This window comes from Flavobacterium anhuiense, from assembly GCF_900101855.1.
Taxonomy (GTDB): Bacteria; Bacteroidota; Bacteroidia; order Flavobacteriales; family Flavobacteriaceae; genus Flavobacterium; species Flavobacterium anhuiense.
The window spans coordinates 238449-251417 of sequence record NZ_FMVC01000002.1 but is presented as its reverse complement, the minus strand read 5'-3'; the positions used below and the strand labels follow the sequence as shown (position 1 = coordinate 251417).

The 12969-nt window shown below is 34.3% G+C and carries 11 protein-coding genes; 9 read left to right on the top strand and 2 right to left on the bottom strand.

Translation table 11 applies throughout. The features are described 5' to 3' along the window. Positions 1 to 87: 87 nt before the first annotated feature. A complete protein-coding gene (locus tag BLP44_RS05570; protein WP_008462648.1) occupies positions 88 to 1581 on the top strand; it encodes a malate:quinone oxidoreductase in 1494 nt (497 codons plus the stop codon). A 40-nt stretch (positions 1582 to 1621) separates the two neighbouring features. Here BLP44_RS05570 and BLP44_RS05565 read toward each other — a convergent pair whose 3' ends face one another. Then, on the bottom strand, positions 1622 to 3844 hold the full coding sequence (locus tag BLP44_RS05565; RefSeq protein WP_008462649.1) for an FUSC family protein: 2223 nt from the start codon (positions 3842 to 3844) through the stop codon (positions 1622 to 1624). A gap of 201 nt (positions 3845 to 4045) precedes the next feature. On the opposite strand from BLP44_RS05565, the gene def reads away from it, so the two are divergent. The 3 genes from def to mazG all read left to right on the top strand — a co-directional run bounded on the left by def (position 4046) and on the right by mazG (position 6050). Beyond that, positions 4046 to 4636, top strand: coding sequence for a peptide deformylase (gene def, locus BLP44_RS05560; protein ID WP_066032212.1), 591 nt, complete (start codon positions 4046 to 4048; stop codon positions 4634 to 4636). A gap of 60 nt (positions 4637 to 4696) precedes the next feature. Beyond that, the gene (locus tag BLP44_RS05555) at positions 4697 to 5182 is read left to right on the top strand and encodes a DUF5606 family protein (RefSeq protein ID WP_091130383.1); all 486 of its coding nucleotides are present in this window, start codon (positions 4697 to 4699) and stop codon (positions 5180 to 5182) included. Positions 5183 to 5279: 97 nt separating this feature from the next. Continuing rightward, positions 5280 to 6050: a nucleoside triphosphate pyrophosphohydrolase gene (gene mazG, locus BLP44_RS05550; RefSeq protein WP_091130382.1), complete on the top strand. Its 771-nt coding sequence runs from the start codon at positions 5280 to 5282 to the stop codon at positions 6048 to 6050. Here mazG and BLP44_RS05545 read toward each other — a convergent pair. Beyond that, on the bottom strand, positions 6047 to 6730 hold the full coding sequence (locus BLP44_RS05545; RefSeq protein ID WP_008462653.1) for a Crp/Fnr family transcriptional regulator: 684 nt from the start codon (positions 6728 to 6730) through the stop codon (positions 6047 to 6049). The genes mazG and BLP44_RS05545 overlap by 4 nt on opposite strands. Positions 6731 to 6932: 202 nt before the next feature. Here BLP44_RS05545 and BLP44_RS05540 point away from each other — a divergent pair, with 202 nt between their 5' ends. The 5 genes from BLP44_RS05540 (at position 6933) to BLP44_RS05520 (ending at position 12959) form a co-directional block, all read left to right on the top strand. Next, entirely contained in the window at positions 6933 to 9320 is a 2388-nt protein-coding gene (locus BLP44_RS05540) for a heavy metal translocating P-type ATPase (RefSeq protein WP_091130379.1), read from the top strand. Positions 9321 to 9435: 115 nt separating this feature from the next. Next, positions 9436 to 9627 carry a cbb3-type cytochrome oxidase assembly protein CcoS gene (ccoS, locus tag BLP44_RS05535; protein ID WP_091130376.1) on the top strand — a complete coding sequence of 64 codons (192 nt, stop codon included), beginning with the start codon at positions 9436 to 9438 and terminating at the stop codon, positions 9625 to 9627. A gap of 2 nt (positions 9628 to 9629) precedes the next feature. Then, positions 9630 to 11816: a cytochrome-c oxidase, cbb3-type subunit I gene (ccoN, locus tag BLP44_RS05530; RefSeq protein ID WP_091130373.1), complete on the top strand. Its 2187-nt coding sequence runs from the start codon at positions 9630 to 9632 to the stop codon at positions 11814 to 11816. A 7-nt stretch (positions 11817 to 11823) separates the two neighbouring features. Then, on the top strand, positions 11824 to 12018 hold the full coding sequence (locus tag BLP44_RS05525; protein ID WP_091130369.1) for a CcoQ/FixQ family Cbb3-type cytochrome c oxidase assembly chaperone: 195 nt from the start codon (positions 11824 to 11826) through the stop codon (positions 12016 to 12018). Between the two features lie 2 nt (positions 12019 to 12020). Further along, a complete protein-coding gene (locus tag BLP44_RS05520) occupies positions 12021 to 12959 on the top strand; it encodes a cbb3-type cytochrome c oxidase N-terminal domain-containing protein (RefSeq protein WP_091130366.1) in 939 nt (312 codons plus the stop codon). Positions 12960 to 12969: the final 10 nt, after the last annotated feature.

Sequence of the window (12969 nt, the reverse complement as noted above, 5' to 3'; positions counted from 1 at the left end):
TTAGAAAATCCTAACTTTTATCATCTAAAAATTAGTTTTTTTTTGCAATTAAAAAAGTACCTTTGCACTTTAAATAAAAATACTGTTATGCCTGACGAAACCATACGTTCAAATAGTGATGTAGTACTCATTGGCGCTGGAATAATGAGTGCCACTCTTGGAGTAATTTTGAAAGAATTACAACCAGATATAAAAATTGAAATTTACGAAAGATTAGATGTTGCTGCAGCAGAAAGCTCTGATGCTTGGAATAATGCAGGAACTGGACACTCTGCTTTTTGTGAACTAAATTATACTCCAGAAAAGGCAGACGGAAGCATAGATCCTAAAAAAGCTATAAGCATTGCAGAATCATTCGAGATTTCTCGCCAGTTTTGGTCTTACTTAGTACAGCAAAACAAAGTGCCGTCTCCGGATAATTTTATTAAAAGCGTGCCTCATATGAGTTTTGTGTGGGGAGATAAAAATGTAAATTATTTAAAAAAGAGATTCGAGGTGCTTCAGAGTAACCCGATTTTCTCAGATATGACTTTCAGTACCGATTTTGAACAGCTTCAAAAATGGATGCCATTGGTAATGGAAGGCAGAAGTGCTGACGAAAAATTAGCAGCAACACATATGGAAATTGGTACTGATGTTAATTTTGGTGCTTTGACAAGAAGCATGTTCAATTACTTAGAAAAACTAGATGGTGTCTCTTTGTTCTTCAATCACGAAGTTAAAAAACTAAGACAGCGTGAAGACAAATCTTGGAGAATTAAAATTAAGGATTTGTCAACTGGAAAAACTCGTAAAGCTTATACAAAATTTGTATTTATTGGTGCAGGTGGAGGCTCTCTTCCTTTACTAGAAAAAGCAAATGTGCCAGAAGGGAATGGATATGGAGGTTTCCCTGTGAGCGGACAATGGCTAAAATGTACAAATCCAGAAGTAATTGCAAAACATCAAGCAAAAGTGTATGGAAAAGCAAGTGTTGGAGCACCTCCAATGTCTGTTCCACATATTGATACTCGTGTAATTGATGGTGAAAAAGCGCTTCTTTTTGGGCCATTCGCAGGATTCTCAACTCGTTTCCTTAAAAATGGTTCATATTTAGATTTGCCACTATCTATTAAGCGTAACAACTTAATTCCGATGTTGGCTGCTGGATATCACAATATTCCATTAACCAAATATTTGATTGAGCAAGTGCGTCAGTCTCCAAAAGACAGAATGAAGGCTTTACGCGAATATCTTCCAACAGCACGTTCAAAAGACTGGAAATTAGAAAAAGCAGGGCAACGTGTTCAGGTAATCAAAAAAGATGAAAAAGAAGGTGGAGTTTTAGAGTTTGGTACAGAAGTTATCAATACACATGACGGAACTTTAGCGGTTTTATTGGGTGCTTCTCCGGGTGCTTCTACAGCTGTAGCAATTATGATTGATTTGATTAGCAGATGTTTTACACACCAGATTAAAACACCAGAATGGCAAGCGAAATTAAAGACAATGATTCCGTCTTACGGACAGACTTTAAACGATAAGCCAGAACTTTTAGAACAGCTTAGAAAACAAACAGCAGAAGTTTTAAAATTGAATTAGCTTCTCATATTTAATATAAAAAAAAACAAATCCAGATGAATTAATCTGGATTTGTTGCTTTTAAGTCGGTTGTATTTTTTAGAATTTTTTCTGCCAGATTGCTCATCCAGATTAATTGCTCAATTACCATCTGTGCTTCCTGCATTTTAGCCTGGCGCGTTTCTTTGTCCAAATCGTCATCTTCCGCTAAACGGGTAAAATGCCTACGCTTTAATTCTTCAAATTGCAAAGTCACATCTTCTTTTTCAAAAAAAGTATCTTGTATTACAACTTCGTTTCTTAAGACCGAAATAGAGTGATCCAAATTGGCCAAAATTGTTTTGATAATATAATTAAAAGAATCAGATGCAGAAGTGGTTTGGTGAGACTGAATATAGGTAGAAAGTGACGCCAAAGCAGATAATAAAGAGTGGTTTAAAACCACTAACTTATTTACCAAAGGCATTGTTTTTTGTTTCGACTTAGGTTCTTGCATCATACGCTGGAAAGAAGTCATTAAATTTCCTATTTCGACAAAGGCATTCTTTCGCGCTAAGCGGTACGAAGTAGGAACTTCTCCTTTTTTATTATAAAAATCTGCAATCTCTTTTAAATAATTTCTATTGGCTCGAATGGTGTTTTCAATGTGAATCGGTGTATTGATGAATTCCCAAGCTGGCCATAAAAACTGATTAGCAATAAAAGCTAAGGTTGCTCCTGCAAGTGTATCTAATATTCTGTATTGAATTACTTCATTAATGTCTGGAGTTAGAATTCCGTAGATGAAAACCACGTACATCGTAACAAATGTTGCACTAATCTTGTAATTGATCTGGGTAAATGAAATTCCGAGCAGCATGCATACAATAGAGAAAATGCTCAATGCCACGTGGTTCTGAATAACAGATACAATTCCGAAAGCTATAATTCCACCTAGAATAGTTCCGAACATTCTATTGTACGATCGCTCTTTGGTCAAGCCATACCCAGGACGCATGATTACTACAATGGTCAGCAGAATCCAATATACGTTTTGAAACGGTAGCATTTGGCCGAGAAAAAAGCCAATCAAAATAGTTATGGTTAATCGTATCGAATGTCTGAAAATGGAAGAAGAATAACTTAAGTTTTCAATTAAAGTTCGAAGCGGATAATATTGTGGTGTTAAGAATTTTTCAAGCTCTTTGTCTTGATCTTTCAATTTATAAGATTGCATTGCTAAAGAAAGCGCACGCTGAATGGTTTTTATTTTCCCAACCTGATTTTTAGCGTATTTTAGCATATTGGTCAGCATTAATACACCTTCTGCGGCTTCTTCTTTTCCTAATGTTTTTTCATAATCAAAAATGGCAAATTCAAGAGCATCCAACTCATTTTTTAGGTCATGTTTGTCAACATAAGTACTAATATGGTTCACATTTTTTGAAAGCTTTTTTAAGGTAGAAGCTAATTTATATGCTACGTTTTGATAGGTTCTTAAAACATCAGGATGTTTGGCAAATTTTTCATGAAGTTTGCTGTGGTCAAATGAAGTGTATAAAGCCAATTCTTGAATTTCGACCAAAGTAATAAAAACCAAAAGCATTTTTCGGTTCTGGCTTGTAGTTCCAGATGCATTCTGGTTTCCAATGAGCATTTTCCTTAAATCTTCATGAATAAGATTCAATTCTACCTGAACAGCTAACTGTTTTTCAATAATTGCTTTTCTGTTGGCTTCAGGACTCCATAGATCGCCTCTTAATTTTAGATATTTAGCAGTAAGTTTTATTCCTTCGGCAATTTGTAATTCTACATATTTATAAGGCTGTACAAAATGAAAAACAAGAGATACTATTAAATATAGAATTCCTCCGATAAAAATAAAACCAGAGTATTCAAAAGCTTCCCAACCTTCATGCAAATGGCCAAAGGACAGGGAAATCGATAATAAGGCAGAGAAAGAAATCAAAGTAGCTCGCTGTCCGTAAACCGAAATCATAGAACATAAAAACAGCAGAAATCCTAAAAAGATATAAAAAAGGAAAGGAAAAGGATAAACAAGATTTACCAAAAGATTAACTCCAGAAACAATAAAAGAAGCAGCAATTAATCCTTTTATTTTATGGCTGAGAGAACTTGGAATATCACTGGGATAAGTATAAAATGCACCAAGCGCAATGGTAAAACCGATTTCAAAATGACCAAGAAAATTTAAAACTAAAACAGGAACAACAGAAGCAATAGTTACTTTAGAGGCATTTAGAAAGGAAGTGCTGTTAGTAAATTTCGAAATTCTATCAATCATAAAAAGAGGTTTACTAACAAAGGTAAGAATTGTAGGAGTGATTTTGGCATAATTATAGCTGAGATTTTTATTAGCAAGTAAAAAATATGATATAATGCCTTATAAGAATTATTCATTGACTATTTTTTACTATTTTTGCCAGCTGAAATATCAGAACTTTAATTCTGTTTTTGCAGCACATTAAAACATAAATAAAAACAAATGATTTTACCAATTGTAGGATACGGTGATCCTGTTTTAAGAAAAGTAGGGCAGGATATTACACCAGAATATCCAAACCTAAAAGAAACGATCGCAAATATGTACGAGACGATGTACAATGCGTATGGAGTTGGACTTGCAGCACCGCAGGTTGGACTACCAATTCGTTTGTTTGTGATAGATACAACGCCTTTTAGTGATGATGAGGATCTTCCTTCAGAGGAACAAAAAGATTTGAAAGGCTTTAAGAAGACTTTTATCAATGCTAAAATCGTTAAAGAAGAAGGAGAAGAGTGGGGATTTAATGAAGGCTGTTTGAGTATTCCTGATGTACGTGAAGACGTTTACAGAAAACCAACTGTTACAATCGAATATTGTGAAGAAGATTTTGTAATGAAAACGGAAGTATTTGACGGGTTAATTGCAAGAGTTATCCAGCATGAATACGACCATATTGAAGGAATCTTGTTTACAGATAAAATCTCATCTCTAAAAAAACGTTTAATCCAAAAGAAATTAAAAAATATTACTGAGGGAAAAACGTCTCAGGAATATAGAATGAAATTTTACGCAGCTAAAAAAGCAAGATAAGTTTTCTATATATTTAGAAACAAAAAATAAATAAAATTCTTAATACTAATTTTAATAAAAATGAATTTAACGAAAATTTTAGCCATTTCAGGAAAACCAGGTTTATACGAATTAAAAGTACAAACTCGTACAGGTTTTGTGGCGGAATCATTAATTGATGGGAAGAAGATTACTGTAAATCTAAAAAGCAATGTAAGTTTATTGTCTGAAATTTCGATTTATACTTACGAAGGCGAAAAACCGTTAACTGAAGTAATGCAGCAGATTGCCGTTAAAGAAAACAAAGGACAAGCTATCTCTCATAAAGAAGATAATGCTACTTTGTCTGCTTATTTTAAACAAATTCTTCCCGATTACGACGAAGAAAGAGTTTACCCATCAGACATTAAAAAAGTATTAAGCTGGTACAACACACTTCAAGCAAAAGGATTGGTTACAGATTTAGCTCCTGCAGCTGAAGAACCAAAAGAAGAAGCTCCAGTTGCGGCTGAAAAACCTAAAAAAGCTCCAGCGACTAAAAAAGCAAAAGCTAAAAAAGAAGAATAATCGCTCTTCTTTAAACATAATATAATCCTGTTGAGAGGTTTTCTTGACAGGATTTTTAATTTTACAGAATCGAGTTTAAATCAAAAGAAACTTCAAAATGAGCAAAGAAAACCAGTTAAAAGCATTTGAGAGATTACTGAATATCATGGATGAACTTCGTGAGCAATGTCCATGGGATAAAAAGCAAACTCTTCAGACTTTAAGACATTTGACAATCGAAGAAACCTATGAGCTAGGAGATGCTATTCTGGACAATGATTTAAATGAAGTTAAAAAAGAATTGGGTGATTTACTGCTTCATATTGTTTTCTATGCCAAAATAGGCAGTGAAACTAATGATTTTGATATTGCTGATGTCTGTAATGAAATCTGCGATAAATTGATTCATCGTCATCCTCATATTTATGGAGATGTAAAAGTAGAAAATGAGGAAGAAGTAAAACAAAATTGGGAAAAGCTAAAGCTTAAAGAAGGTAAGAAATCTGTTTTAGAAGGCGTTCCGAGAAGTCTTCCGGCAATGGTCAAAGCAAGTCGAATTCAAGACAAAGTGAAAGGAGTAGGGTTTGACTGGGAAGAACCTCATCAGGTTTGGGATAAAGTACAAGAAGAATTACAGGAACTACAAGACGAAGTAAAAACTGGAAATCAAGATAAAATTGAAGACGAGTTTGGAGATGTCTTGTTTTCTATGATTAATTATGCAAGATTTTTAAATGTAAACCCTGAAGATGCTTTAGAAAGAACCAATAAAAAGTTTATTAAGCGTTTTCAATACCTAGAAAGTAAAGCAAACGAATTAGGAAAGCCTTTAATGGATATGACGCTAACAGAAATGGATGTTTTCTGGAATGAAGCTAAAAAACTCTAGTTGTCGGCCAATTTCTTTAATGCGCGAACGTCTTTCAACATAATTTTTTTACCAACTAATTCTATCAATCCTAATTTATTAAAATCAGATAATAAACGAATACAGCTTTCTGTAGCAGTTCCAATAATCCCTGCAAGTTCTTCTCTTGTTAGCTGTACTCTTAGTGTTTTATCGGTATCTTCGCCAAATTCATCATGTAGGTGCAGTAAAGTCTCGGCAAGTCTCTGCTTAACAGTTTTTTGCACTAAGGCAATTTTTTCGTTCTCAGATTCCTTTAAATCTTCGCAAACAGATTGCATCATATTTAAAGAAAACTGATTGTTATTATTAAAGAAATTGATGATTTCAGCTTTAGGAATAAAGCAGACTTCCATATCGGCAATCGCTTTTGCAGTCAAGTTTGCGGGTTCATTGCTAATCATAGAGCGCTGTCCAAGAAGTTCACCAGATTTTACCAATTTTACAATTTGGTCTTTTCCGTTTGCACTCAGTTTTGAAAGTTTCCCAACTCCGTCTTTTACACAAAAAACACCATTGGTTACTTCGCCTTCTTCAAAAAGAGCCTCGCCTTTTTTAATTTTGTAAGTCGTTTTGCTATTGGCTAACTTAATAACTTCTTCTTTATTAAGGGCTTTTAATGAGCTTAACTGGCGTACAATGCATTGATCACATTTGTTCATGACAATATTTGTTTGCTGCAAAAATAAGGATATTTGAGGGTTTTAGCCACCTTTAAAAGGTAAATTTATTATAAATTAGGGTTAGCTCTTTTTTGAACTTTTTATTTTATAAATTTAGGTATCCAATTTCAAAATAACATGACAATTATCATCTTAATAATTGTGCTTTAGTTGGAAATTTGTGGCAAATAAAAACAAGTTTATGAGGGAGCAAAGTTGTTTTCATTGTGGTTTAACTATTGAACAAAATGAAGAAATTGATTTTGATGATAAAAAGTTTTGTTGCACTGGCTGTAAAACAGTTTACGAAATTTTTAGCATCAATGACCTGACATCATATTATGATTTTGAAAAGTCTCCGGGAGCCACTCCGCAAGACATCAAAGGAAAATATGATTTTTTAGAGAATGAAACCATACTTGCAAAAGTTTTAGAGTTTCAAGAAGGAAACACTTCAATCGTTTCGCTTAATATTCCTCATATCCATTGCAGTTCTTGCATCTGGATTCTAGAAAATCTTAATCGTCTTCAGCTAGGAATTAGCACTTCTCAAGTTAATTTTCACGAAAAGAAAGTTAGAATTACCTTTAATTCTGATGTGGTTTCTTTAAAAGAAATAGTTTATCTCCTAAGTTCGATAGGTTATGAACCTTATATTAGTTTAGAAAATTATGGATCTGCAAAAGCAAAAGTCGACAGAAGTTTAACCTATAAATTAGGTGTTGCATTTTTCTGTTTCGGAAATATTATGCTGCTTTCATTTCCAGAATATTTCGAAATGAAAGAATTCTGGCTCGATAGTTACAAGCCGTTTTTCAGATTACTTATTTTTCTTCTAGCATTACCCACTTTTTTTTACTCAGCGAGCGGATATTATGTTTCTGCTTATCATAGCATTAGAACGAGAATGCTCAATATTGATATCCCGATTGCTTTAGGAATTATCGTGATGTTTATTCGAAGTACTTACGATATGCTAATGGACCACGGTCCAGGTTTTTTTGACAGTTTGGCCAGTTTGATATTTTTTATGCTTCTTGGCAAAATGTTTCAAATTAAAACGTATAGTTTTTTAAGTTTCGAAAGAGACTTTAAATCATACTTTCCAATTGCGGTTACTAAAATAAATAAAGATACTTCTGAAGAAAATGTTGCTATTTATGATGTTCTAAAAGGAGACCGGTTATTAATAAGAAATCAAGAGCTTATTCCTGTTGACGGAATTTTAATCAGCGATAGCGCCGAAATAGACTATAGTTTTGTTACGGGAGAAGCAGTGCCTATTACCAAAAAGTCTGGTGATAAAGTCTTTGCAGGAGGAAAGCAGATTGGTAAAGTGATCGAAATGGAAGTTTTGCATTCTGTTTCTCAAAGTTATTTAACCCAATTATGGAGTAACGAAATTTTTCAGAAAAAAGTAGACCAGAAGCATAAGACCATAACAGATGCAATAAGTCGATATTTTACCCCCATATTATTGCTCATTGCATTTGCTGGTTTTGGTTATTGGATTTTTAAAGATGCCAATACTGCTTTTAATGTTTTTACCGCGGTATTGATCGTAGCCTGCCCATGTGCATTGGCTCTCACTGCCCCGTTTACTTTTGGAAACATATTGCGAATTTTAGGTAAAAAGAAATTTTATTTGAAAAATGCTGTTGTAATCGAACAGCTTGCCAAAGTTGATACAATTGTTTTTGATAAAACAGGAACCATTACAACCAACAAGAAGTCGAATATATTATATGAAGGAAATCCTATTTCAAATTCAGATATTACATTGATTAAAAATGTATTGCGAGGTTCAAATCATCCATTAAGCCGAATGCTTTACGATTTTCTGCCAGAAAGTAAACGCATTGCTGTAGAAGAGTTTCAAGAAATTACAGGAAAAGGAATTCTAGCAATAATTGACGGAAAGGAAATGAAAATTGGCTCAGGGCAATTTGTAAATGATATAGTTGCAGATGGTTCAGAAATAGAAAAAACAGCATTACACATTAAAATAGGTGAGATTTATTTCGGAAAATATACTTTCCAAAATCAATATCGTGAAGGTTTAGAAAAGCTTTTTGCAAACCTGAGCAAAGATTATCAAATAAAAGTGCTTTCTGGTGACAATGATGGCGAAAGGTCAAATCTGGAAGCTATTCTTCCAAAAGGTACCGAGTTGATATTTAATCAAAAGCCTGAACAGAAATTAGAATACATAAAGCAACTTCAGGAGAAAGGACAAAACGTTATGATGGTGGGCGATGGATTGAATGATGCTGGCGCTTTAGCTCAAAGTAATGTCGGGATTTCTATATCTGAAAACGTGAATGTCTTTTCACCTGCCTGTGATGCCATTTTGGATGCAACAGAATTTTCTCGTCTCAACTACTTTTTAAAGCTTTCTCATAAAGCTATTTTAATTATAAAAATGAGTTTTGGGTTGTCATTGCTGTACAATGTTGTCGGTCTTGCATTTGCGGTTACAGGAAATCTGCTTCCGCTGGTTGCGGCGATCATTATGCCACTGAGTACAATTACGATTGTCAGTTTTGTAACTTTTATGTCTAACTATTTCAGTAACAAAAATTTAGAGTAAATTTAAATTGTTTTGAAAGATATTTTTTATAAATTTAACATATCTTTTTGATCATGATAATTATCATATTTTATGCGCCTTTAACGAAGTAATTTTGTTAATATAAATCTAAGGTATGAGTGTTATTTATCTTTTAATTTCAGTAAGTATTTTTGTGGCAATCTGTTTCTTTATTGCCTTTGTCGTTGCTGTCAAATCTGGACAGTATGATGATGATTATACTCCTTCAGTCAGAATCCTTTTTGATGACGAAACAAAAATTAATTCCCAAAATAATAATTCACCAATCGAAGAAAAACAAGTATAATTATGGAAATGGAACAGTTTTATTACGACAACAAAATTGTAAAAAAATTCATTTATGCCACAATTCTTTTTGGAGTTGTAGGTATGTTAGTGGGACTTACCTTAGCGGTAATGTACCTTTTTCCCAACATGACAGATGGGATTTCGTGGTTGAGTTACGGCCGATTAAGACCGTTACACACTAATGCAGTTATTTTTGCCTTTGTGGGTAATGCTTTTTTTGCCGGTATGTATTACTCGCTGCAAAGATTACTAAAAGCCAGAATGTTTAGTGATTTTCTTAGTAATCTTCACTTCTGGGGATGGCAGCTGATTATTGTGGCTGCAGCAATTACGCTTCCTCTAGGTTATACTTCTTCAAAGGAATATGCAGAGTTAGAGTGGCCAATTGATATTGCAATCGCTTTGATTTGGGTTGTAATGGGAATCAATATGATTGGTACAATGATAAAACGCAGGGAGCGTCACTTATATGTAGCGATTTGGTTTTATATCGCGACATTTGTAACGGTAGCCGTACTGCATATCTTTAATAACATTGAAATTCCAGTTTCGGGTTTAAAAAGTTACTCTGTATATGCTGGTGTTCAAGACGCATTGGTGCAATGGTGGTACGGACATAATGCGGTGGCATTCTTCCTTACAACTCCGTTCTTGGGGCTAATGTATTACTTCGTTCCAAAAATTGCAAATAGACCAGTTTACTCCTATAGGTTATCCATTATTCACTTTTGGTCTTTAATCTTTATTTATATATGGGCAGGACCACATCACTTATTGTATTCTGCACTGCCAAACTGGGCTCAGAATTTAGGAGTTGCATTCTCAGTAATGTTAATTGCTCCATCTTGGGGAGGTATGATCAATGGTCTTTTAACATTAAGAGGAGCTTGGGATAAAGTTCGTGAAGAACCGGTTTTGAAATTCTTCGTCGTAGCCATTACTGGTTATGGTATGGCAACTTTCGAAGGTCCTATGCTGTCTTTAAAAAATGTAAATGCTATTGCGCACTATACTGATTGGATCGTAGCACACGTACACGTAGGAGCTTTAGCTTGGAATGGTTTCATGTCATTTGGTATTATCTACTGGCTGATTCCAAGAATGACAAAATCAGAGTTATTCTCTAAGAAATTAGCCAATTTCCATTTTTGGATTGGTACTTTGGGGATAATAGCTTATACGATTCCATTATATGTCGCTGGTTTCCAGCAAGCATCAATGTGGAAACAGTTTAATCCAGATGGCACTTTAACTTATGGGAATTTCCTTGAAACCGTAACGGCTATTATGCCAATGTATTGGATGAGAGCTATTGGTGGTACTATGTATCTGGTAGGTATGCTTACATTGGTATATAATATTGTGATGACAATTAAAGCTGGAAATCCAGTAGAAGATGAATTGGCTCAAGCTCCTGCATTACAAACAATAAAAAGTGGTAGATTAAGCGGAGAGAAATTCCACTCTTGGTTAGAAAGAAAACCAATTCAATTAACTATTCTAGCTACAATCGCAATTTTAATTGGAGGTATTATTCAGATTGTGCCAACAATTATGGTAAAATCAAATATTCCAACAATTTCAAGTGTAAAACCATATACACCGTTAGAACTTGAAGGTCGTGACCTATACATTAGAGAAGGTTGTGTTGGATGTCACTCGCAATCAGTTCGTCCTTTTAGAAGTGAAGTAGAGCGTTATGGAGTTCAGTCAAAAGCGGGAGAATTTGTTTACGATCATCCATTCTTATGGGGGTCAAAACGTACAGGACCAGACTTGTTAAGAGTGGGTGGTAAGTACAATGATAACTGGCACTTTAACCACATGTGGAATCCGCAAAGCACATCTGCAGGCTCAATTATGCCAGGTTACAAATGGTTGTTCGATAACAAACCAATGGACATTTCATTGACACAAAAGAAAATGCAGGCAATGATTTCATTAGGTGTGCCATATTCTCCAGAAGATGTTGCAAATGCACAGAAAACTTTAAGAGAGCAGGCTGTTAAGATTGAAAAAAGCTTAGAAAGCGATCCTGATTTCGTTAAGAGTTATGAAGACAGCCGTAAAAAAGCTGCTGCAAAAGGCGAGAAATTCATTCCGATGAACGAAAGAGAAATCGTTGCTTTAATCGCTTATATTCAAAGACTTGGTACTGATATTAAAGTAAAAGAAACTTCAAAATAACAGCATTATGTTTGAACAGATAAAACACAATATGGAAACAATATCGGGTATAGAAATTTACCCGATTATTTCCCTCTTAATTTTTTTCTTCTTCTTTGTAGGATTAGGCATTTGGGTGTTCTCTTATAGAAAAGAAAAAATTCAAGAAATGAGTAATATACCTTTAGATGAAGGACTTAGTGTAACTACAAAAGATAGATAAAAATGAAAAAGTTTTTCCCAGTATATGTTAGAGTACCGTTGATTTTCTTCATCGTATTTGCTTTGATGGAATATTTTATAGATTCAGGCGATAAGCCGGCTTTTGTAAAATATCCAATGGTATCACTCTTTTTATTTGTCTTTTTGTTTATTCTAATTGCCATCGAGATTACGCTTAGTGCTGTTAATCGAGTAATGTATCAATTATTATCGCCTGAAGAAAAAGCACAAAAAGAACTTGAAGAAAGTTTAAGCTTTAAAGAAAGCACTTGGTTTAAAAACCTAATGCATAAATTGACTAAAACAGAGCCAATTGAAAAAGAAGGTGAATTATTGATGGATCATGATTATGACGGAATCAAAGAGCTAGATAATAATTTACCGCCATGGTGGGTATATTTATTCTACATCTGTATCATTTTCGGAGTAATTTATGTAGTTCGTTACGATGTTTTAGGAGCTGATGATCAGGAAATGGAATTGAAAAAAGAATTGGCTCAAGCCAAGATTGATGTTGCAGAATACATGAAAACAGCACCAGATTTAATGGATGAAAAAACGGTTGTTTTGTTAACTGATGGGCCAAGTCTAGCTGAAGGGAAAACAATCTTTACTACGAATTGTGCTGCGTGCCACCGTGCCGATGCGGGAGGACAGATTGGACCAAACCTTACAGATGATAGATGGATTTTAGGAGGAGGAATCAAAAATCTATTCCACACCATTACAAATGGAGGAAGAGACGGTAAAGGGATGATTGCCTGGAAAGGAACTCTTAAACCAAAAGAAATACAAAAAGTGGCTAGTTATATTCTGTCTTTACAAGGAAGTAATCCAAAAGATCCAAAAGAAGCAGAAGGAGAAGTTTGGGTAGACGATAGCGCTCCTAAAACCGATGCCGCTGCAGCAACTACAAAAGATACCACAGAAGTTAAAAAATAATTAGAATATC

Coding starts and splice junctions, on each gene's coding strand:
- BLP44_RS05540 (WP_091130379.1), top strand. CDS start 6,933: ATGAGGGAGCAAAGTTGTTTTCATTGTGGTTTAACTATTGAACAAAAT.
- BLP44_RS05555 (WP_091130383.1), top strand. CDS start 4,697: ATGAATTTAACGAAAATTTTAGCCATTTCAGGAAAACCAGGTTTATAC.
- BLP44_RS05570 (WP_008462648.1), top strand. CDS start 88: ATGCCTGACGAAACCATACGTTCAAATAGTGATGTAGTACTCATTGGC.
- BLP44_RS05565 (WP_008462649.1), bottom strand. CDS start 3,844: ATGATTGATAGAATTTCGAAATTTACTAACAGCACTTCCTTTCTAAAT.
- mazG (WP_091130382.1), top strand. CDS start 5,280: ATGAGCAAAGAAAACCAGTTAAAAGCATTTGAGAGATTACTGAATATC.
- BLP44_RS05545 (WP_008462653.1), bottom strand. CDS start 6,730: ATGAACAAATGTGATCAATGCATTGTACGCCAGTTAAGCTCATTAAAA.
- BLP44_RS05525 (WP_091130369.1), top strand. CDS start 11,824: ATGTTTGAACAGATAAAACACAATATGGAAACAATATCGGGTATAGAA.
- def (WP_066032212.1), top strand. CDS start 4,046: ATGATTTTACCAATTGTAGGATACGGTGATCCTGTTTTAAGAAAAGTA.
- BLP44_RS05520 (WP_091130366.1), top strand. CDS start 12,021: ATGAAAAAGTTTTTCCCAGTATATGTTAGAGTACCGTTGATTTTCTTC.
- ccoN (WP_091130373.1), top strand. CDS start 9,630: ATGGAAATGGAACAGTTTTATTACGACAACAAAATTGTAAAAAAATTC.
- ccoS (WP_091130376.1), top strand. CDS start 9,436: ATGAGTGTTATTTATCTTTTAATTTCAGTAAGTATTTTTGTGGCAATC.